This is a genomic window from Clostridium peptidivorans, from assembly GCF_900205925.1.
Lineage (GTDB): Bacteria > Bacillota > Clostridia > Clostridiales > Clostridiaceae > Clostridium_AK > Clostridium_AK peptidivorans.
Genome location: NZ_OAOD01000018.1, coordinates 1 through 21685, shown reverse-complemented (window position 1 = coordinate 21685; position 21685 = coordinate 1). Strand labels below are relative to the sequence as shown.

The window sequence follows — 21685 nt, the reverse complement described above, 5'->3', positions numbered from 1 at the left end:
AATCCTCCCTGCCATTAATTATTTTTAATATAAATATATTATTAGCTAGATTATGAAAAAAACACGTATTTTTGATATTTTTCATGAAAAGTTATTTAGTTTTACTTAGAGACATTTTTTTATTGTTAAAACCAGGAAAACATGCCTCTTGCCACGCAGGCAGCACCTTTGTTATTATTAATATAGAAAGGGTTAAAGGTGAAGGAGTTTTATGAAAAATATTAAAATATCAAAAATAAAATTGTTTAGTTTACTTTTAATTACCCTAGGAATATTTATATATATAATTAATAATAGTTTAAATGTCAGTGATACCAATAAGCCAAATCCTGTTGCTAAAGAGGGCGTAATAGACTTAAGAAATTGGGACTTTAGTAAGGATGGGATGATAAAGTTAAATGGTGAGTGGGAGTTTTATAAAAACCAATTTTTAGCACCAGAAGACTTTAATAATACATATTTTAAAAAGACTTATAGCTCTATTCCAGGTGATTTGGGTGGAGCTGGATATGGAACTTATAGATTGAAAATTCTTATGAATAGCGATGATTATCTGTACTCAGTTAAAATTGACTATATTCAAAACGCATATAAACTTTGGGCAAATAATCGTCAATTAGTATCTGTGGGAGAAGTAGGCAAAAATAAAAATGAAATGAAACCACAATTATTGCCTAAGACAGGATCTTTTTACACAGAAAATGGTGAAGTATATTTAACTCTTCAAGTTAGTAACTTTTACTCCAAATTTGGGTTTATTGATACTATATTAATGGGAGAAGCTTCAAAAGTAGATAGTTATGAGAGAAAAAAGCAAGCACTTGACTTATTCCTTTTTGGAAGTAGCGTCATGGCTGCAATTTATAATTTAGCAGTGTTTTCTAAAAGGAAAAAGAATAAGGCACCTTTATATTTTGCAATAGCTTGTATTTTAATTGCTGTTAGAACTATATTTTTAGGGGAAAGATTTATTATTTCTTTATTTCCTGACTTTAGTTATATAATTGCAGTAAAGATAATGGTTTGGACCTTTTATTTATATATGCCCTTCATTGTATTATTTATTAACAAGAATTATGGTGGAATACTTTCAAAAAAAGTTGTACAAATTTCAAATTTCTCAGCCTTTTTGTATTTTTTTCTAGTACTTATAACTCCAACAAAGTATTATATTCAATTAATAGTTCCTTTCGAAGTTTTAGCTTTATCACTGATACTTTATATGATGATAAAAATATCTAAAGTATATATTAAAGCTGAAACAAATGACTATATTACTGTAGTAGGTCTCTTTGCACTATTTATAACAAGAATAAATGATATTTTATATGAGTATAGCATAATTATAACCAATTCATTTGCATCCTTAGGAGTGTTTATATTTATAGTAGCTAATTATTATGTTTTGGCAGAAAGGCAAGCCAGAGCTCTTTCAAGATCTGAAGACATGGGTGAAAAGCTTAAATCCTTAAATAATTTAAAGGATGATTTTTTAGCCATAACCTCACATGAACTTAAAACGCCGCTAAATGGAATAATTGGGTTGTCTGAAAATCTTGCTACTAAAGCTAAAACTCATATGGATGAGGATGAAAGGTATAATTTGTTTTTAATTAAATCAAGTGCAATAAGATTATCCAACTTAGTTAACGATATTATAGTATTTTCTAAACTTAAAAATAACGAAGTAACACTATACAAAAAGCCAATGAGAATTAATAAATTAATAGAAATGGTAATAAAATTATGCGAACCATCCATAAGTAGCAAATCTATAGAATTAGTTAATTTGGTAGATAAAGAAGCTCCTTATGTTAACGGAGATCAAGACAGAATACAGCAGATTTTTTATAATTTAATTGGTAATGCGATTAAATTTACACAAGAGGGAAAGATAGTCGTATCTTATGATGTAAAAGAAAATTATATGGAAGTGTCCATAGAAGATAGTGGAATTGGAATACCGGAAGAAAAAATTAATACAATTTTTAATATATATGAACAAGGTGAGGGTGTTTCTGAAAGGTATGGAGGTACGGGATTAGGACTTTATATAACGAAAAAATTAGTTAGGCTTCATGGTGGAGATATAAGGGTTGATTCTTCTACTCAGCAAGGTACTAAGTTTACATTTACCTTACCACTGAGTTCTATAGAGGAAGTTAGAGAAGTGGAGAATACTCATGAGTACACGGAGCATACATTACTCAAAGTAAATTATGATACTTCAAATCTTATATTGAATAATGAAGCTAGTAAATTAGATAGAAATTTAAGTATTAAAGTTAGCAAAAATTATAAAATACTTATAGTAGATGATGAGTATGTAAATCAAAGGGTACTAGAAGGATATCTTTCACATCTTAGTCAATATATATTAAAGGCTTCAACGGGAAAACAAGCCTTAGAAATTATAGAGAAAAATAAAGATTTAGATTTAGTTATTATTGATATGATGATTCCTGATTTATTAGGTTATGAAATATGCAGTATAATTAGGGAAAAATATTCGATTTTTGAGTTGCCTATACTTATTATGACCGCAGATAATAGACCGGAAAATTTAGTGATATCCTTTGAAAATGGTGCAAATGATTACCTTAGAAAGCCTTTTAATAAATATGAGCTGTTATCGAGAGTAAACACTTTGATAACATTAAAGGACTCAGTGGAGGAGGCATTAATACTTGCAAGGCAGGTAACAATAGCAAATGAGAAAATTGAAACACTTAATTTTAAAAATGATGAAAGCACTAAAAAAGTAGAAGAGCTCATGGAATATGACAAGATAAAAACGGAATTTTTTGCAAATATGTCCCATGAACTTAAAACTCCTCTAAATGTTATAAGTAGTACAGTACAGTTATTAAGATCTCTAGATGAATCAAAAAACTTAGGTGATGATAGAATTAAATATTATTTTACTATAATGAGTCAAAATTCATTAAGGCTTCTTAGATTAATTAATAACATAATTGATACCACAAAAATAAATGGGGGATATTTAAACCTTAATTTAGCTAATGATAATATAGTATATGTGGTTGAGGAGCTGGTTCAATCAGTTGCGGATTTTGTAAAATCAAAGGGGATAAATATAATCTTTGATACAGAAATAGAGGAGAAGATAATTGCATTTGATGAAGAAAAAATTGAAAGAATTATATTAAACCTTTTGTCTAATGCAGTGAAGTTTACAGATGCAGAAGGAAGTATATTTGTTAATATTTATGATAGAGAAGATTTTATAGAAATATCCGTAAGAGATACAGGAATAGGTATTCCAGAAGATAAGTTGAATTTTGTTTTTAAAAGATTTGCTCAAGTTGATAAGTCTATAACTAGAAAAAAAGAAGGAAGTGGAATAGGTCTTACGCTTGTAAAATCCCTTGTTGAAATACAGGGCGGCAGCATTCATGTCAAAAGTGAACTGGGTAAGGGCAGTGAGTTTATTATAACTCTTCCTGTGAAAACAATAAGTGCTGAAGAATTAGAAAATAATATAATAAGCGAAGAACTTGCTGAGTCAAAATATAAAGAAAAGCTGGAAATGGAGTTTTCTGATATATATTAAAGTGCCACCCACGTGGCAAGTGGCAAGAAAACAGGGGATGGGCAACAGTTGATACCAATAATTGTTAACCATCCCTTTGACTTTATAACTTTTGTGGTCTAAGTTATTTCTTTAGCTCTTGTTTTCCGGTTATCTTGCTTAAATTATCCATTTTAAATGTTGATTTAGCATCATTATTAGTGAAATATACATTTCCATCAATTGTAGTATCTATTAATTGGAAGTCCTTAGTGGAAACATAAAGATCCCCTTTAAAAGTTCCATGTTGGATACTAGCCTTTGGGCTATTGATGGTTAATTTTGGGGCAGTTAAAGTAAACCTATCAGTTACATTACGCTTTTCATCCTGGGTGTAAAGAGCTATTTTACGTTGAATAATATCTTTACCATCTTTATCTTTCTTACCATTTTTAAATTCACCCTCAAGTACTAAGTCTTTATTAATAGTTAAGTTTTTTGTTGTAGCAATGATCCAGGTACCCTTGGCGCTAATTGCCTTTTCAAAAGCAGCTGCATTATCTACTACAGATGCGGTTGTTACAACATCTAGCTTCTTTCCTTGATTTGGGGTTTTATTTTGGGGCTGTGTTTGAAGTTGAGTTTGATTTTGAGCTTGACTGTTAGTTTGGCTTTTGGTTGTGCCCGGCACTGGAGTAGGATTAATTTGCCTAGCACATCCAAAAGATAGCGTAGAGAACATAAATAATATTAATGAGATTAATTTAATTTTCATTTAAAAGCCTCCTTGTTTTCAAATAATTATTGCATTAAATACAGTATTACCTAAAAAGTAATAATTAACACATAGGTGAACTCACCCCTTAGGGGATAGTTTAAAGGAGAAAAGTTATGAATAATAAAAGGTATAAAATTAATTAAGATATTTAAGGAAAGAAAGATTTCTTATTTAAACTGTGAATAAGAAGCTAGTATAGAAGAGCATTAAAGCTGGTTAAGGCGTTATTAAATTGCCTTAACCAGTTTTGTTTTTTGAAAATAGGTTAAAATAAATAATAACACATAATCTATACAAAATATGGAGGTTAATAATATTTTCATATATAATAGAGATATTATACAAATTTAACATTGCAATATACTAAACGTTAAAATTACAATAAGAATTCGGGGTGACAATAAAATGAGATTACCAAACCATATTGGAATAATTCCTGATGGCAATAGAAGATGGGCAGTTGCTAACGGAATGACTAAGGATAAGGGATATGAAATAGGAATTAACCCAGGGCTGGCTAGCTTTAAATTATGTCAGCAAGCTGGAATCAAGGAAATCACATACTATGGATTTACCATAGATAATACAAAAAGACCAAGTGAACAAAAGAAGGCCTTTACTGATGCCTGTATTGAATCCGTAAACCTAATTACTAAAGAAGATGCGGAGATATTAGTTGTTGGAAATACAGATTCCCCAGCATTTCCAAAAGAATTAGAATCCTTTACCACTAGAAGAACCTTTGGTAAGGGAGGAATTAGGGTTAATTTCTTAATAAATTATGGCTGGCAATGGGACTTAAATGAGTTAAAGACAGCGGATGCTTCCAAAAAGAACATCATAAATAACATAAAGTCTCATGATGTATCAAGAATAGACCTTATTATACGTTGGGGAGGAAGAAGAAGATTAAGTGGATTACTCCCAGTTCAATCTGTATATTCAGACTTTTATGTAATAGATGACTACTGGCCAGATTTTAGGCCTAATCAGTTTTCAGAGGCCTTAGAGTGGTACGATAAACAGGACGTAACTCTAGGAGGCTAGAGAAAGTGCCACCCACATAGCAAGTTACACTAACTTGCCATGTGGGTGGCATTAAGCTTTCCCATTATAAACCTATTTACTAGTTTAAAATTTTGTCGTATAATGTATAAATGTGAAAATAATAAATAAGTAAATGAATTAGGATAGAGGAGCAACATTTAATAGTAAGACTACAGAGATAAGCACAATGAAGTGGTTTGAAAGGAAATTTTGCCGAAGCATACAGCAGATGCTTTAATGCTGTATAGCTGGTTTTGCATAAAATATGTGCAAGACTGTCACAAACTAATTGTTTGTGAAGAGCTATCATTCAGTGAGGACTTCAATATGCATTTAAAATGCATATTTTAATACCCTGAGTGTAAGCTTAGGGTATTTTTGTTTTTCAAAGTTTATGTAGTAACAAAATTGGCATATTAAATGATTAGATGTGGAATTATTTAATACCTAGCTTAATAAGGAGGAAAATATGAATTATAATACAGAGCAAAGCGGCAATTCAGGAGAACTTAAGAGAAGCTTAAAAGCAAGGCATTTGAATATGATTGCAATGGGTGGGGCTATTGGAACAGGAATTTTTTTGGCCTTAGGAGAAACTATACATGAAGCAGGACCTGGTGGAGCATTAATTGCTTATGGAGCAATTGGGATTATGGTTTATTTTTTAATAACAAGTCTTGGAGAAATGGCTACATTTATGCCTGTAGCGGGATCATTTGAAACTTATGCATCTAAGTTTGTAGATCCAGCTTTAGGTTTTGCTTTAGGATGGAACTATTGGTATAACTGGGCTATAACTGTTGCAGCAGAAATGGTTGCAGGTGCGCTTATAATGAAATTTTGGTTTCCAGACGTACCAGCGATTATATGGAGTGTATTATTTCTTACATTAATAGTATCTCTTAATTTATTATCTGCAAAGGCTTATGGAGAATCAGAGTATTGGTTTGCAGGAATTAAAGTGTTTACAGTTATTGTATTTATAATTATAGGTACTGCAACTATTTTGGGAATATTTGGTGGAGAGCCGGTAGGATTTAAGAATTTTATAGTTAAAGATGCACCTTTTGTTGGTGGAGCTAAGTCTATATTTATGATATTTTTAATTGCAGGATTTTCATTTCAAGGAACGGAGCTTGTAGGTATTGCAGCAGGGGAAAGTGAAGATCCAGAAAAGAATATACCAAAGGCGATAAATACAATATTTTGGAGAATTATAATATTTTACTTAGGAACAATATTTGTGGTAGGTTTATTAATTCCGTACACAGATGCAAGTGTTCAGACAAGTCCTTTTACAATGATATTTGAAAAAGCAGGTATTGCAGCAGCAGCTTCCTTAATGAATGCGGTTATTTTAACTTCAGTATTATCTTGTGGTAACTCAGGAATGTATGCTTCAAGCAGAATGTTATATGCAATGGCTAAGGAAGGAAAGGCACCTAAGTGGCTTGGAAAGATTAACTCTAGAGGAGTTCCTGTGAACGCACTGTTACTTACAACTTTAGTAGCATCAGCGTGCTTCTTAACAGGACTTTATGCGGAAAGTACAGTTTATGTATGGTTAGTAGCAGCTTCAGGTCTTGCGGGATTCATTGCATGGCTTGGTATAGCAATATGTCATTATCGTTTCCGTAAAGCATATGTTGCTCAAGGTCAAGATTTAAATAAGCTAAAATACAAGGCGAAATTATTTCCAATAGGACCGATAATAGCAGTAGCCTTATGTATAATAGTTATTTTGGGACAAGGTATAACCTATTTGCAAGGTGAACAAATAGATTGGAATGGTATAATTGCATCTTATATAGGACTACCTATATTCTTAGGCTTATTCTTTGGATATAAAAGAAAACACAATACAAAGGTTATTGACATCATGGAAGTAGATTTTAATATGGACGAGTCTAAAGATGAAGAATCAGCATAAAAAGTGCCACCCACATTGCAAGTGACAAATCAAACTTGCCACTTGAAATGTGGGAAAAAGGAGACGGTTAGCAACTATTTATTATTAATAGCTGTTAACCGTCTCTTTATTTTCACATAAATTTTTTTGATAACGAAATAATAACTAAGTAGATAATGGTTTTATAAATTCTCTAAGAGAGGTGAGAAACATGAGGAATAATAATCCTAACCATAAGGCTTATACCATAAGAAAAGTTGAAGATAACTTAAACAGTACGCCTCAACATATAACACAAGGTTCAGATGTAGGCAGTGAACCTTTTCCATTTACAGAGGAAGATAATAAAATGGGAGAGCAATATCAATTTGGTGAAGTTATGGGAAGCAACGAGAAACTTTAAAGATAGGGACGGTTAACAGCAATTACCTTAATCAAATTGTTGTTAACCATTCCTATCTTTTTAAATAAAGGAGAATTGGAAGTTCTATAGAAGTATATTATTTAACAACATATAATAGAGTTCTAAGTAATCATATAATAGCAATGGATAATTATATATGTAAAAGGAGAAATCAAAGCATGAAGAAAATAGGTTTAATTTTCCTTGCAGTTGCTTTATTAATTGCACCATCAACAGTTAAAGCAGCAGATGCTCTAACTAGGATGTTACATGCAGATGAAGTAAAAGAATTTAGGCAAGATCAAGACGCATTGATTATTGGGCAGCTAATGAGTAAGGAGGATGGAATATTTACAGTAAAAGTCTGTAAAGTCATCAGTGGAAAGGTAAAAGAAGAAGTCATTCCTCTAAGAGATTTTCAGTATGGTTGGGGCACAGGCGAGGAGCTGCAACCTGAGATCTCAGATTTTGCTGTAATGTCAATTAAGAAAGAAGGCAGTATATATAAAAAGGTATGGGGGATGTTTAAGGCAACCTCAGGAGATTTTAAAACACTGAAGCTTATAACTAAGGAAATGAGATATACATATGGAGAAAGTGAGGTGGCGGCTGTAGAATGGTACATTAATTCGAGAGGAAAGGAAGATGATTTCTTTTTTATTAATGATGATGCATATGTTCGCCGTCCAAATGGACAAGAAATAAAAATTTATCCTAAATCATTGGAGGCTTTAAATAACATAGTTACACCTGAAGAGCAGCAGTTAAATGAAAATAATAAAATTAAAGACTCTAGCTTTATAAAAACAGGGATAGCATTGTTGTTAACCGTCCCCATAATTTATGCAGTATTTAGAATAAAAAATAGGGAAGCAAGTAAGGAGAAATAAAATGAGCATAAAATCTATACATCATGTATGTATTCAAACGGAAAATTATAAGGAATCATTAAAATTTTATACTGAAATACTAGGTTTTGAAATAATTCAAGAGACGCCTAATTTCCATACTAGGGACTTCAATACTTGGATGAGGCTTGGCTCATTCATGATTGAACTTCAAACTGCTAAAAAGGGAGATGAGCTAAACAAGTGGAGCTCCTTAAATGAGGGAATAGTACACATGTGCTTTTTAGTAGATAACATTGAAGAAGAATATAATAGAATAAAAAGTCTAGGCTACAATAACTTTAAAGTAAAAAATGGCAGCGAAATATACAAAGTTGAAAATGGACATTTATTTAAAATAAAGGCTCCAGAAGGAACAGAGATTGAAATAAGAGATGAAGAGGAAATTATAGGGCGTAGGGGATAGGCCTATATGCTTAAGAGTTAAAGGTTCAAGGGACGGTTAATCGTCCCATTTTTGTTACCCAGCTTACCTGACTTGGGTGGAATATACATTATGAATTCCTCATATGTTTTAGTGATATGACTAAGCGGAGGGATTAAATATATGTATTACCCCTTTAAATTTAGGGAGGTTTACAAGAATTATATTTGGGGCGGGAGAAATTTAGAATTATTAGGTAAAATTTTGCCTGAAGGAAAGGTTTCTGAAAGCTGGGAGGCTTCTTGTCATGAGAATGGCCTTAGTGTCATAGATAATGGAGAGTTTAGCGGAAAAACACTATATGAAGTTATAAAAGAAAAAGGTAAAGAAATTCTAGGAGAGGATATATATAAAATATATAAAGATAAATTTCCTATACTTATAAAATTTATTGATGCAAATGACAAGCTTTCTGTTCAAGTCCATCCTGATGATGAATATGCAAAAAAATGTGAAAATAATTCCTTAGGTAAAAATGAAATATGGTATATAATTGCCGCAAAGCCTAGATCAAGGCTTATATGTGGATTAAAGCATGGTATAGACAAAGAAAAATTTAAGAGAGCTTGTGATGAGGAAAAAGTAGAGGATTGCTTAAATTATATAGAAGTGACTAAAGGGGATATAATAAATATACCTTCAGGAACGGTACATGCCATTGGAGAAGGACTACTAATTGCAGAAGTTCAGCAAAGCTCAAATGTAACTTATAGAATATACGACTATAATAGAAGAGATATTAACGGAAATAAAAGAGAGCTTAATTTAAACAAGGCACTTGAAGTTATAAATTTTAGTAAGACAAGGAATAAATTAAGCAATAAGCCGACCTTTAAAGAAAAGTACAAAGGAATAAGATTAAGTGAAAATGAAATTAATAGTCTGTCTGCAGTTAATTCCATTAAAAGCAAATCAAATCAAGAGGTAAGCGGATATAAAAATACTACTATAACATACATTTCTTTAAATAAACATTTTTGTGTAAAGCTTTATGAAACATCCTGTGGATTTAAAGAAAGCACAAAAGGAGAAAAATTTCATATATATACTTTTATTGAAGGTGAAGGTACTATAATTTACGATAAATCACAGGGAAAGTCATCTCCACAGGGTGAAAAGACATTAACTCTTGAAAATAATGGAGGGTTAACAACCAATAAAACTGAAGAAACATTTACTAAGGGGCAAACGATATTTATACCTGCATGTCTAGGTGAATATGAATTAAAAGGAAATTTCAAAGCATTAAATATATATTTGGAAAATGAGCAGAAGTTAAATATGCAATTGGATTATTTAAGAAAAAGGGGATATAATTTAGATGAAATCATTACATTAGATAATAAATAATTATTAATTGTTAAGTATTATATATTATTTAAACAAAAGCGGAGGACATTATGAGTGAATTTTTTACAAATTCTATGAATATAGCAAAAGAAATATGTAAGATAAAGATTGAAGAGGGAGACAAGGTGGTAGATGCAACCATGGGAAAAGGCAGTGATACCTTGTTTCTAGCAAGCCTTGTAGGGGAAAGAGGAGAAGTATATTCCTTTGATATACAAAGTGAAGCTATACAGGCCACAAAGGAAAAGCTGGAAAAGAATAATGTTAAGGCTAAAGTGAATTTAATATTAGATGGACATGAAAATATAGACAAATATGTAGAGGGTGGAGTAAAAATAGTTATGTTTAACTTAGGATATCTACCTTCTTCTTCTCATAGCATTACCACAAAAGCACACACCACAATTGAGGCAGTAAAAAAGTCATTGAAAATTTTAGTACCTAACGGAGTGGTGATACTTGTAATATATCATGGACATGAAAATGGAAAAGCTGAAAAGGAAGCTTTAGAAAAATATACAAAGACATTAAATCAAAGGGAGTATAATGTGGCACAACTGGAATTTGCAAATCAAATAAACTATCCACCAAGGTTACTTGTTATAGAAAAAAAGGTTAAAAAGTAAAAATAAAGAATAATATTTTAGTTAAAAATCAAGGATTTTTTCCATTTTTGTAGAATATATCATATGAATAGCAAGTAAATTGTTAAATTATTGTGAACAAATAATAAATATAGATAATAATTAAATATAATAACTTGTTTGTATTGAATTATTCCTAATTGAGATAAACTATTGGAGTATTAAGTTAAAAATATTATTAAACATTTAAAGTAACGCTTAAAATCATAGATTAAAACTGAAGCTAATAACAGAAAACTGACAAAGAGAGTACTTATGAGAAAACACTTGGAGGTCATAACATGGCTAAATATAAACTTGAAGAATTAGTTGATATGCAAAAGCTTCAAAAATTAATGGACAAATTTTATAATATTACAAAGCTGCCCCACGGAGTGCTAAATTTAGAAGGGAAAATGCTCATAAATACAAGATGGCAGATGGCGTGTGAAAAATTTCATAGGAAAATATCTGATTCTAGGCAGCACTGCATTGAAGGGTTCATAAAAAATAAAGAAGTAGAAAGAGGAGAAGACTATACCCTTACTCAGTGTAGAAATGGGCTTATGAGCGCATTTATTCCTATCGAGATAGATGGAGAGATTATCGCAAACTTTATTATTGGTCAATTTTTTATAAAAGAGCCCAATTTAGAGATCTTTGAAATTCAAGCCCAAAAATTTGGGATAGATGAAAAAGCTTACTTAGAAAGTATAAAGAGTGTACCGATAGTAGAAAAGGAAAGACTTGAAGATATAATTTGTTATTATAAAAGCCTTGCAAAAGTATTTGCAGAAATGGGATTAAGTAAGATTAAAGAGATTGAATTGAGAAAGCAGGTAGAAGTCTGTAATAGGCAGCTTCAAGAAGAACTAAAAGAGCGTAAAGCAGAGCTTCAGCAAAATAATAATCAACTATTAGAAGAACAAGAGAGAATGAGACAAGTAAAAGAAGCACTAAGAGAAAGTGAAGAACAATACAAAAGGCTTGTAGAATTATTGCCTATAGGGGTGTACATAAGAGATAAAGAAAGATATTTGTATTGTAATCAAGCAGGAGCCAAGCTATTAGGAGTACAAGAGTCTCACCAAGTAATAGGAAACAAAGTAAATGACTTCTTAAGATTTACAAAGCAGCAGCAGTATCAATTTGAAAGAGATTACGATGATGTGATACTAAGTAACGAAAAGCCCTTTAGTCAATGTAGATTTCTTAGAGCAAAGGATAAAAAATATATATATTTAGAAGGCATTGGGGCTAAGTGCCCTTATAATGGAAAGGATCAAATGCTTATAGTATCTCAGGATATTTCAGACAGAAAGACAAAGGAAAGGCTGCGTACAACTGTGGCTGAAAAAACTCGTCAGCTAAATGAAGCCATGGCATATGAAAAGCTAAGAACAGACTTCTTTGCAAACTTATCTCATGAACTGAGAACCCCTTTAAATATAATACTCACTTCTCTTCAAGTAGCAAATATAATACTAGAGGATATGAGTAAAACTAACAAAAGTGAAAACTTACAAAAACTTTTTAGATATAAAAATTTGATTAAGCAAAATTCTTACAGGCTTATAAGGCTTGTAAATAATTTAATAGATATAACAAAAATTGATGCAGGATATTTCCAAGTTTTCCCCAAGAACTGTAACATAGTAAGCCTTGTTGAGGATATAGCATTGTCCGTAACGGAATATGCAAAGAATAAAGATATAAATCTCGTATTTGATACAAATGTAGAGGAAAAGATAATGGCTTGTGATGAGGATAAAATTGAGAGAATAATACTCAATTTGCTTTCCAATTCTCTAAAATTTACTCCTAAAGGTGGAGAAATAAAAGTAAATTTTGAAGATCAAGATACAAATATACTGATATCTGTAGAGGACAACGGCATAGGTATACCAAAGGATAAATTGGAGTCAATATTTGATAGATTTGTTCAAGTTGATAAATCTCTATCAAGAAACAATGAAGGCAGTGGAATAGGATTATCTTTAATAAAGTCCTTAGTAGAGCTTCATAGAGGGAAGATATGGGTTGAAAGCAACTGGGGATATGGATCTAAATTCTTTATTAAACTTCCTGTAAAAGTACTTTCCCAGGAGGAGAACGAAAATGTGAATATATCTTCAGGTACAAACAAGGGAGAAAAGATAAATATAGAGTTTTCAGATATATATTTTAGCTAAGGATATAAAGATAATTAAGAATACTATCTATTTTATAAAAAGGTAAAAAAAGGCCAGCCCTAGGGCTGGTTTTTTATTTTCCGCAGCAGTTCTTATATTTTTTGCCACTACCACATGGGCAAGCTTCATTTCTTCCTACCTTTTCAGGAGTAACTAGTGTTTTAGATGGACTGTACTTAAGTTTAAGCTCTGCAAGCTTTTCCTTAGGTAAAATTACATTCCACTCAGGAAGACTTGATAATTCTTCTGCTTCAGCTTCTGATATATTTATGTATAATTTTTCAAAGTCTATATCAAGTGATATTTCTGCATCCTCTTCTATGTCTTCTAAGTTCAGAGGATTTTTTAAGGCTGTATTTAATCCATCAACTACTCCAATGAATAATGCAGGAGATGTATTAAATTCTTTGGATAAATCCGCAACTTTTCCCTTAAAAACATTTTTATGATTAATAAGAATCTTTCTAATTATACCTTCCTCAATATTTACATATTCATCCCAAAAGGCATCTTCCCCCTGAGTTTGAACAAAGTATACAACTAGATCTTTCCACTTACTATATAACCCCATATTTTATTTCTCCTTTATAATAAATTAGCTACGTAGCTTTAATTATAATAAAAAACCAATATATTTTCAACTTAAGAGAATATATTGCCAAATTTTATATAATTAAAGAGGATAATGGGGACGGTTAACAACTATTTAATCATATAAATTATATACATGATAGTCAAAAGTTATCTTTAGCTGAAAGTTGTTAACCCTCCCTAAAGTGAAAGTGTATTAAGGCTGTAACCAAACTGTGACAATAAAATATTAAAATATCTATATACATAATTTACATGTAATCCATAGATAAGGAAATTTAATAAATAGTTAATAAATAATTAATAATTAATATATCAATAAAAGTTATTATTTATATAATGATTGCCAAGCCTTCTCAAAAGTTAAATAGAGTTGTTAACCGTCCCCAAGATTTCCAATGTTAGAAATAGTTGACAAGCAATTGCCAATAATTGATAATTAATAATGATTTGTGATAATTGATATTTAAAATTTAATATTAGGGGACGGTGACTCAAAAGATGAACACATATGAAGAAAGTACATATATTAGTAAAGATGCTGATAATATAAAAGGTAATAAAAAGAGAATTTTAGAAATGGATGTATGCAGAGCACTTGCGGCTATAGCGGTAATTGTGATTCATACCTCAGCTTTTACTTTGTCTGGAATTAAGGATAAAGGCAGTGAACTTTATTATATTACTTTAATAATAAATCAGCTCGCTAGATTTTCTGTACCTGCATTTGTATTTATATCAGGAGTTGGATTGGCACTTAGCTATAAAAAGAATACCAATTACTTTAAGTTTGAATTTAAGAGACTTTCATCTGTAATACCAGAATATTTAATATGGTGCTTTATTTACTTATATATAATAAGTAATAATAAGAACTTTAGCACATGGCCTTCACTTATATTAAGCGGAGATAGAGCATACTATCATTTCTATTTTGTTCCTATGATAGTAAAGCTTTATATATTATTTCCGATACTTTATACAGTGATGAAGAAAAAAACAGGACTTTTGATTTCCTTCTTAATAACAGCAGGAATTCTAACTACAGGTCACTATTATAATATTCCAGATTTAACTTTAGATTTTTATTCAAAAAGAAATATATTATTTTGGATATTTTATTTTTCGCTTGGAATATATGCAAGTCAATATTTATATACATATATAGGTAAGCTTAAAAGACATAAAATATTTATGAGCTTATTATTTGTAGTATGTACTTTCTTTATAATAATGGAATCCATACATGGATTACTAGAAGGTAAAACAACAGATTACTATACAACTTTTTTAAGACCTTCTATAATAGCATATTCATTAAGTGCTATTATACTTATATTTTCGCTAAATTATAGGAATAATTTACTATTTAAGTTTTTCAAATCTATATCCGATAAATCCTACGTAATGTATTTGGCACATCCTTCAATACTTTACTATTATATGAAATGGGCGAAGGAAGCCAATATGCCACTAGGAAGTATTTTCTTTCTAATATCATCTACTATAATTTGTATTTGCGGTACATTACTTATAGGGATGATAGTAGAAAAAATTAAATTGCTAATTTTCAGCAATAATTATTGAATTATTAATTAATATTTAATAAATAATTAATCATTTATTAATAATTGCAATATTTATATTAGATGCATTTCAATAGTCCGTAAAAATGCTATATTATATTTACAAATATTAGGATAAAATCAGCTTAAAATTGAATGGTTTTAATATTATTTAAAGCTTTGATAATAGGGACTTATGAGTATAAAAATATTTAATATTTAAAATTTCTTAAAAACTTAAAAGGATTTTTAAATAATATGTAGAATAATATAGGTTATAAGTAAATTTAATGAAATATATATGGACTATTTTAACATAAATTACAAAATAAATTGTATAGAAAAAAAGGAAATACTATTGTATAATAGAAACCAAGGTTAATAATAGAAAAAAATGAAATGTTTTATAAAAAAGTAATATATCCCAAACTAATGCAGTCAAAATTACGTATATATATTATGAAAAGATAAAAAAATGATTGCTTATTAAAAAAAATGAATTATGGGTATAGAAATACAAAATAAACTATGTTATAATAAACCTTAAGTTAATTGGAATAATTAACCTTTGAATTTTCCATTGATTACATTAGTTAGTAAAATATTTAAATATATTTTAACATATAAACAATTTTACTTAATTTGAGGAGGTTATCTTTAATGAAAAAGAGAAACAGAGCACTAGCTAGTGCTACAGTACTTAGCTTAGTATTAACTTCAACAGTTACTGCAACAAATGTACAAGCGGCTGCTGAGGTTACAAGAGTACCAGGAGCTAACAGAGAAACTACAGCAATGGAAGTTGCAAAACAGGTATTTGGAACTGCTGATACAGTAGTTTTAGTTAATGGATATGGATATGCAGATGCAGTAAGTGCAACACCACTTGCTAAAGCATTAAACGCTCCAATATTATTAACTAACAAAGTAGATGTACCAACAGCTGAATTAAAAGCTACATTAGCTACATTAGGAGCTAAAAAAGTAGTTATCGTTGGTGGAACAGGAGCAGTTACTCCAGCTATGGAAACAGCTTTAAAAGCTAACTACACAGTAGAAAGAATAGGTGGAGCTTCAAGATACGAAACTAACGCAAATGTAGCTAAAGAAGTTTTAGCTAAAACTGGCGCTAAAGGTGGAGTTCTTGTAAGTGCTGAAGGATATGCTGATGCTTTATCAGTAGCATCTATAGCAGCAGCTAAAGGAATGCCAGTATTATTTGGAAACAAAAACGAAGTTCCAGCACCAGTTAAAACTGTAGCTGCAGGACTTGATGTAGTAGCAGTTGGTGGATCAGGCGTTTTACCAGCATCTGTTTTAAGCACAGTTAAAGCTACAAGAGTAGCTGAAGGTGCTAACAGATTTGAAACTAACTTAGCAGTATTAGATCACTTCAAAGGTGACTTGAAATTAGATAATATATATGTAGCAGCAGGTGGAGCAACAGCTAGCCAATTTGCAGACGCATTAGTTGCATCCGCAGCAGCAGCAAAAGCATCAGCACCAGTTGTATTAACTGGAGCAGGAGCTAGCACAACAGCTATAAGCAATGCTAACAAATATGTTGCTGATAATAAGAATGCAAACACTAAAGTTACTGTAATTGGTGGAACAGGATCAGTTTCAGAGGCTATATTTAATGACTTAAAAGATGCAGTTAATGGTAAAGAGTTAACTGTTGACTCAGTAAAAGCTGTTGGCAGTACTAAAATCGAAATAAGTGGTAAAAACTTAGCTGGATTAAAAGCTGAAGATGTTACTGTATCAGATCATAAAGTAGATTCATTAACAGTAAATGCAGCTGGAACAACAGCAACTGTTGTATTAGGAGATGCATTAGCTTCTGATGAGCAAGTAACTGTAAAAGTAAATTCTAAAGAATATAAAGTTACTTTTGGAATATCAGCTGATACAGTTGCAGTAAAAGAAGCTACTTATGATAATGATACATCAAAACAATACGTTAAAGTTACAGTAAATGGTAATGAAACATCTGTAGCTGATCTTCAATCAGCTGGTTATGATCTTGAATTCTCAGCAGTAACTGCAAAAACTAGTGGAAAAAACGTAACTGCTGATATATTTGAAGATACTACTACTGGTAAATTAAAAGATAACTTAAATGATTATATAACTAAAAATAATGCAACTGCAACAAGTAGAGATGCTTACATTCAAGTTACATTAACAAAGGGTTCAGATGTAATTGTTTCAGGTTTACAGAAAATAACAATTAAGAACTTAGATGTAGTTGCAAGCTCTATTACAGATGTTGTACTAGAGAGTACTAAACAGAAATATAAAGATGGTTACTCTGAAGCTGATGTCTTTGAACTAAATAGTACAAAGTTAGTTACAGGTGAAGAAGCTAACATAAAGAAGATTAAAGTTAGCGTTGATGGTAACAAAGAAACAATTGACAAAGGAAACTTCACAGTTAAGTCATCAAATGCAGCTGTTGTATACACAACTGATAAGGGTGAATTACAGGCTATGGCTCCTGGTACAGCAACATTAACTATTACTTATGGAAATGTTACAAAAACAGTTTCTATTAATGTAGTAAAAGATGAACGTGAATTAAAGAAAGTAGTTGTTGAAAAACACAATACAGATACAGCAATTACCTCACTTAAAGTTGCTGAAAACAAAGAAGTAAAAGTAGAATTAGTAGCACTTGACCAATATGGTGACCCAATAAGCGCAGATATCTATGTTAAGAGCTCAAACTCAGACATATTTGATACTAAACTTACTTCAAAAGCTACTGATGCAAGTGAATCTGGAACAGAACTTACATTAGGTCTTCCTAAAGACACAGGTTCTACTACTTTAAGCTTCTATGATTCTGATACTTACTCTTATAGAATAGGTAGCTCTTCATTAACTTTAACTGTATTAGAAAATGGTGACATTTCTAAATCAACATTAGATTTATACAAACCTGTAAGCGATGATGATGCTGCAAGTATTGTATCAGGAACAGATAAGGGAGCATTCTCTGAAGATACAACTATTGATGTATCAGATGATAACTATGTAGTTTACCAGTTAAACCAATTCACTTCTGATGGTGTATTACTAGGTGCTGCTAATGTAAAAGATGAAATAACTGTAGCTCAATCCAGAGCTGACGTTTTAGATAAAAACTTTGGTACAAACGGAGTGCAAGTTGATGGAGATAAGATAATTATTAAAGGAAACAAAGCAGGTACTGCAACAATTAAAGTTACAGATCCTGATACTGGATTAACTTACACTAAGAAAATCACTGTAGTTGATGAAGGAAATTCTATTAAATCAGTAAGCTTTAAATCAATAGCTAAGCCTACTTATTCTACAACACTTAAGTACAGCACAGCATTGAATAAAACTGACTCAGGAGATCTTGATCCAAAAATTAGTGGTATCACAATGAACAAATCAGTTTCTCAATCAATCCGTCTAGACTTAGATAACGGAAGATTATACATCGATAAGAATGCAAATGGAGAGTACAATGATGGAACTGATACTGAAATTGGAACATTTACAATTTCAGCAGTAGGTGATTTCGATAATTCATATACTAACTTAAAAGATGGTATAAAAGTAGTTTCAGGAGACGATGGTACTGTAATGTTCAAAGTTCTTGATACTGATGGAGACGTAGTTGCTGCTACTTCAGTAAAAGTAGATTTCTAATCAACCACGTTAGACCTTAAAGGTCATGAATCGAGAAGTAAATTATAAGTAAGAGAGGGATAATCTGAAGGTTATCCTTCTCCCATGTAAATAAATGAGCGGATTTTACATTTCAAATATCATAAAATAGTTAGGGCATATCGCTAACTGAAAAAAATTAAATACATATCTTTTCTGCAAGGACACTTAAGGTGTCCTTGTTTCTTTTTATCCATTTAAAGTAGCTCATTTTGTCGCATTAATTTGTAAAGTAATAACAATTATTAGTTAAGAGTCGAAATCTGTACAAAGATTCGTAATTATGGTAAAATAATCTAAATGGGAGGTGCGTGATAAAATGGGTATTAAAGGAAAATTTCAAAGTAAAGGTTATATTAATACGCTAATGCTCAGTATATGCTTTATACTTTTAGTAAATATCACAGTATTAGCTGGAGAATCTAAAACATTTTCACAAGGAAACGTAGATACTAATAAAACTGAATGGACAGTTAAGTTTAAGGGGGAATATTATAAAAGTTCAATAAATAGCAACACATTATATGTTATACGACAAAGCACTAATGAAAAGATTTCTTGTACATATTCATATCCAGATGCTAGTACTGTAATTATTAAGCCAAAGGCAGATTTAATTGCTGGAGAAAAATACACAGTAATTGTTACAAATGAAATTAAGAATAAAACAAAAAATAAAAATATTAAATCAGCTGTAAAGAAATCTTTTAATGTAAAAAAAGCTTTAGAAATACGTGAAATTCACGATATTGATACTATAACTGTAAACAAAGGGGAAAAGGTTGATTTACCAAAACAAGTTAAAGTAGTATATTCAGATGGTAGTACTGGGTATGCAGATGTAACATGGAGTTCTGTTAGTACAAGTACTACTGGAACAAAAACAGTTACAGGTAAAATTAAAAATTCTAATTTAAAGCCTGTAGTTAAAGTTGAAGTTGAAGAGAGCGATAGAGATAGAGATGAAGATAAAGGTACTAGCGGAAAACATATATATGATGTTAATATGGAATATCATTCATATTTGGGAATTTACAAAGTAAAGGTTAAAGCATCATCACAGGTATTTAATGTATATCTAAATAGTGCAAAAATGGATTATGAAGGAGACGGAATTTATACTACAACCATGGCATTTAAAAAGGGAGAAGTAGCTAAGATAAGTGCCTATGGATATGATAAAAATTTACTTGATACAAAAGATAAAACCATTAACTAACATAAAATAAGGGGGAGATAAAATAATGTTAAAGCAAGATTATAAAGGTACATTAGGAAAATTTGTATTAAATTTAGTACTAATATTATCCTTTGTAATGGTACAATCTATTCTTTTTTCATCAGAAGCTAAGGCGGCAGTGCCTTATACATATACATTAGAGAGGAAAGACAATAGTAACATTATAAGGATTAAATTTGATGAGGGAATATATGTAGATTCAATTAATCAGAATCAAATTGCAAGCAGAGTGAGAATTACAGCGGCAAACAATGCTATGCTGATGAGAACGCCTAGAATTGTTGAAATGTCTGAAGTAACTTCAATAGATAATAATGAAGTTGAAATTGTTGTAGGTGACTTGGATCCAGATATTATTGATTATGAAATAACTATATTACCGGGAGTTATAGTATTTGATAGATACACACAACTTTCTAACTTTAAAATTGCATTTTCATCAAGCGAATTTGCTGATGGGTTTGAAGATGTCTTTATAAAACGAAGTGCATCTGATCTAAATGATAATATTTTTAAATACAATGCACCAAGGGATGTAAATATATTTATTCCTAAAAGATATATAACTAAAATAGAAACAATCCATAAATATAATGGAGTTGCAGATTCAACCAAAAGGAATACTGCACCAAAACTTACAAATATTGATATACTTACACTTGAAGATGTTAAAAAAGTTATAATTGATATAACGGATTCAAGGGATAGAATTATTATGCCAAGTAGAATTTTAGAGCGTAGAAGTGATCTTAAGGGATTTACTTTAGGGCAGGCTGGCTTAAATATTGACACTTCAACAACATACAAAGTAAATATTAAGGCCTATGATGCAAATGGGAAGTTAGTAGACAAAAGAACTATAGTACCTAGAATTGGAAGCGATAAGACAAAGGACTTTATTATAAGCGACTATATAAGTTCAACATCATCAGGTTTTCGTTCAGATAAAAAAGTTACTTTATATGATCTTATGAAAGACATCAAAACTTTAAATTATGCATTAACAAACTTTAGTAAGGAGCTTAATTTGATCAAGGTTGCATATTCTAATACACGTGATTATCGTATAATAAGAGGTAGTACAGCATCTGATGTTTTAAATGTTTTAGCAGATGCAATAAATGATGATGAGGTTAGATATATTAAATTTGATAGTGCATTAAACATTGTTTTACCTCAAAATATAACAATATCAAGAGGTAACTCCTTTGATAATGATCATATTTTAATAGAGGGTAATGGAAGTACAATAAGAGGTAATATAACAATTGGTAATGGTGCTAGTGATACAAATACCTATGAGTTAAGAAATCTTAGAATCGATGGGACTTTAACTATAAATCTTACTAACAGAAATAGATGTGTTCTCACAAATGTACAAGCTACTACAATAAATTAATTATAGGGGCCAGACCCCTGGG

Annotated in this window: 15 protein-coding genes and 1 riboswitch; of the genes, 13 read left to right on the top strand and 2 right to left on the bottom strand. The window is 30.7% G+C overall.

Annotation, left to right across the window (positions count from 1 at the left end):
* The first annotated feature begins 211 nt into the window (after positions 1-211).
* Positions 212-3574: an ATP-binding protein gene (locus CRN98_RS13440; protein ID WP_097027945.1), complete on the top strand. Its 3363-nt coding sequence runs from the start codon at positions 212-214 to the stop codon at positions 3572-3574.
* 103 nt (positions 3575-3677) lie between these two features.
* On the opposite strand, the gene CRN98_RS13435 is transcribed toward CRN98_RS13440, so the two are convergent.
* Positions 3678-4307, bottom strand: coding sequence for a hypothetical protein (locus CRN98_RS13435; RefSeq protein WP_097027944.1), 630 nt, complete (start codon positions 4305-4307; stop codon positions 3678-3680).
* 408 nt (positions 4308-4715) lie between these two features.
* Here CRN98_RS13435 and CRN98_RS13430 point away from each other — a divergent pair, with 408 nt between their 5' ends.
* From CRN98_RS13430 to CRN98_RS13395, 8 genes are all read left to right on the top strand, one after another.
* Positions 4716-5357 carry an undecaprenyl diphosphate synthase family protein gene (locus tag CRN98_RS13430; protein ID WP_097027943.1) on the top strand — a complete coding sequence of 214 codons (642 nt, stop codon included), beginning with the start codon at positions 4716-4718 and terminating at the stop codon, positions 5355-5357.
* A 136-nt stretch (positions 5358-5493) separates the two neighbouring features.
* Positions 5494-5671, top strand: a riboswitch (Lysine riboswitch).
* Positions 5672-5826: 155 nt separating this feature from the next.
* Entirely contained in the window at positions 5827-7287 is a 1461-nt protein-coding gene (locus CRN98_RS13425; protein WP_097027942.1) for an amino acid permease, read from the top strand.
* A gap of 190 nt (positions 7288-7477) precedes the next feature.
* On the top strand, positions 7478-7669 hold the full coding sequence (locus tag CRN98_RS13420) for a hypothetical protein (protein WP_097027941.1): 192 nt from the start codon (positions 7478-7480) through the stop codon (positions 7667-7669).
* A gap of 179 nt (positions 7670-7848) precedes the next feature.
* Positions 7849-8559, top strand: a complete 711-nt coding sequence (locus CRN98_RS13415) for a hypothetical protein (protein WP_097027940.1) — start codon at positions 7849-7851, stop codon at positions 8557-8559.
* Position 8560: 1 nt separating this feature from the next.
* Positions 8561-8983 carry a VOC family protein gene (locus tag CRN98_RS13410; RefSeq protein WP_097027939.1) on the top strand — a complete coding sequence of 141 codons (423 nt, stop codon included), beginning with the start codon at positions 8561-8563 and terminating at the stop codon, positions 8981-8983.
* Positions 8984-9124: 141 nt separating this feature from the next.
* Positions 9125-10351 (top strand): type I phosphomannose isomerase catalytic subunit, encoded by a 1227-nt coding sequence (locus CRN98_RS13405; RefSeq protein WP_097027938.1) that lies wholly within the window; start codon positions 9125-9127, stop codon positions 10349-10351.
* Between the two features lie 50 nt (positions 10352-10401).
* Entirely contained in the window at positions 10402-10977 is a 576-nt protein-coding gene (gene mnmM / locus CRN98_RS13400; RefSeq protein WP_097027937.1) for a tRNA 5-(aminomethyl)-2-thiouridylate-methyltransferase MnmM, read from the top strand.
* 299 nt (positions 10978-11276) lie between these two features.
* Complete coding sequence (locus CRN98_RS13395; RefSeq protein ID WP_179632151.1) at positions 11277-13166, top strand: PocR ligand-binding domain-containing protein; 1890 nt, start codon at positions 11277-11279, stop codon at positions 13164-13166.
* A gap of 73 nt (positions 13167-13239) precedes the next feature.
* Here the strand turns inward: CRN98_RS13395 and CRN98_RS13390 are convergent, their stop codons facing one another.
* Positions 13240-13737 carry an SEC-C metal-binding domain-containing protein gene (locus CRN98_RS13390; protein WP_097027936.1) on the bottom strand — a complete coding sequence of 166 codons (498 nt, stop codon included), beginning with the start codon at positions 13735-13737 and terminating at the stop codon, positions 13240-13242.
* 521 nt (positions 13738-14258) lie between these two features.
* Between CRN98_RS13390 and CRN98_RS13385 the strand changes: the two genes are divergently transcribed.
* The 4 genes from CRN98_RS13385 (at position 14259) to CRN98_RS13370 (ending at position 21663) form a co-directional block, all read left to right on the top strand.
* Positions 14259-15344, top strand: a complete 1086-nt coding sequence (locus CRN98_RS13385) for an acyltransferase (RefSeq protein WP_097027935.1) — start codon at positions 14259-14261, stop codon at positions 15342-15344.
* 638 nt (positions 15345-15982) lie between these two features.
* The gene (locus CRN98_RS18200; protein ID WP_097027934.1) at positions 15983-19006 is read left to right on the top strand and encodes a cell wall-binding repeat-containing protein; all 3024 of its coding nucleotides are present in this window, start codon (positions 15983-15985) and stop codon (positions 19004-19006) included.
* A gap of 337 nt (positions 19007-19343) precedes the next feature.
* Positions 19344-20243, top strand: a complete 900-nt coding sequence (locus CRN98_RS13375; RefSeq protein WP_097027933.1) for an Ig-like domain-containing protein — start codon at positions 19344-19346, stop codon at positions 20241-20243.
* Between the two features lie 25 nt (positions 20244-20268).
* Complete coding sequence (locus CRN98_RS13370; RefSeq protein WP_097027932.1) at positions 20269-21663, top strand: hypothetical protein; 1395 nt, start codon at positions 20269-20271, stop codon at positions 21661-21663.
* Positions 21664-21685: the final 22 nt, after the last annotated feature.

Excerpts from the sequence above, each read along its gene's own strand:
- CRN98_RS13440 (WP_097027945.1), top strand. The coding sequence starts at position 212 with ATGAAAAATATTAAAATATCAAAAATAAAATTGTTTAGTTTACTTTTA.
- CRN98_RS13435 (WP_097027944.1), bottom strand. The coding sequence starts at position 4,307 with ATGAAAATTAAATTAATCTCATTAATATTATTTATGTTCTCTACGCTA.
- CRN98_RS13430 (WP_097027943.1), top strand. The coding sequence starts at position 4,716 with ATGAGATTACCAAACCATATTGGAATAATTCCTGATGGCAATAGAAGA.
- CRN98_RS13425 (WP_097027942.1), top strand. The coding sequence starts at position 5,827 with ATGAATTATAATACAGAGCAAAGCGGCAATTCAGGAGAACTTAAGAGA.
- CRN98_RS13420 (WP_097027941.1), top strand. The coding sequence starts at position 7,478 with ATGAGGAATAATAATCCTAACCATAAGGCTTATACCATAAGAAAAGTT.
- CRN98_RS13415 (WP_097027940.1), top strand. The coding sequence starts at position 7,849 with ATGAAGAAAATAGGTTTAATTTTCCTTGCAGTTGCTTTATTAATTGCA.
- CRN98_RS13410 (WP_097027939.1), top strand. The coding sequence starts at position 8,561 with ATGAGCATAAAATCTATACATCATGTATGTATTCAAACGGAAAATTAT.
- CRN98_RS13405 (WP_097027938.1), top strand. The coding sequence starts at position 9,125 with ATGTATTACCCCTTTAAATTTAGGGAGGTTTACAAGAATTATATTTGG.
- mnmM (WP_097027937.1), top strand. The coding sequence starts at position 10,402 with ATGAGTGAATTTTTTACAAATTCTATGAATATAGCAAAAGAAATATGT.
- CRN98_RS13395 (WP_179632151.1), top strand. The coding sequence starts at position 11,277 with ATGGCTAAATATAAACTTGAAGAATTAGTTGATATGCAAAAGCTTCAA.
- CRN98_RS13390 (WP_097027936.1), bottom strand. The coding sequence starts at position 13,737 with ATGGGGTTATATAGTAAGTGGAAAGATCTAGTTGTATACTTTGTTCAA.
- CRN98_RS13385 (WP_097027935.1), top strand. The coding sequence starts at position 14,259 with ATGAACACATATGAAGAAAGTACATATATTAGTAAAGATGCTGATAAT.
- CRN98_RS18200 (WP_097027934.1), top strand. The coding sequence starts at position 15,983 with ATGAAAAAGAGAAACAGAGCACTAGCTAGTGCTACAGTACTTAGCTTA.
- CRN98_RS13375 (WP_097027933.1), top strand. The coding sequence starts at position 19,344 with ATGGGTATTAAAGGAAAATTTCAAAGTAAAGGTTATATTAATACGCTA.
- CRN98_RS13370 (WP_097027932.1), top strand. The coding sequence starts at position 20,269 with ATGTTAAAGCAAGATTATAAAGGTACATTAGGAAAATTTGTATTAAAT.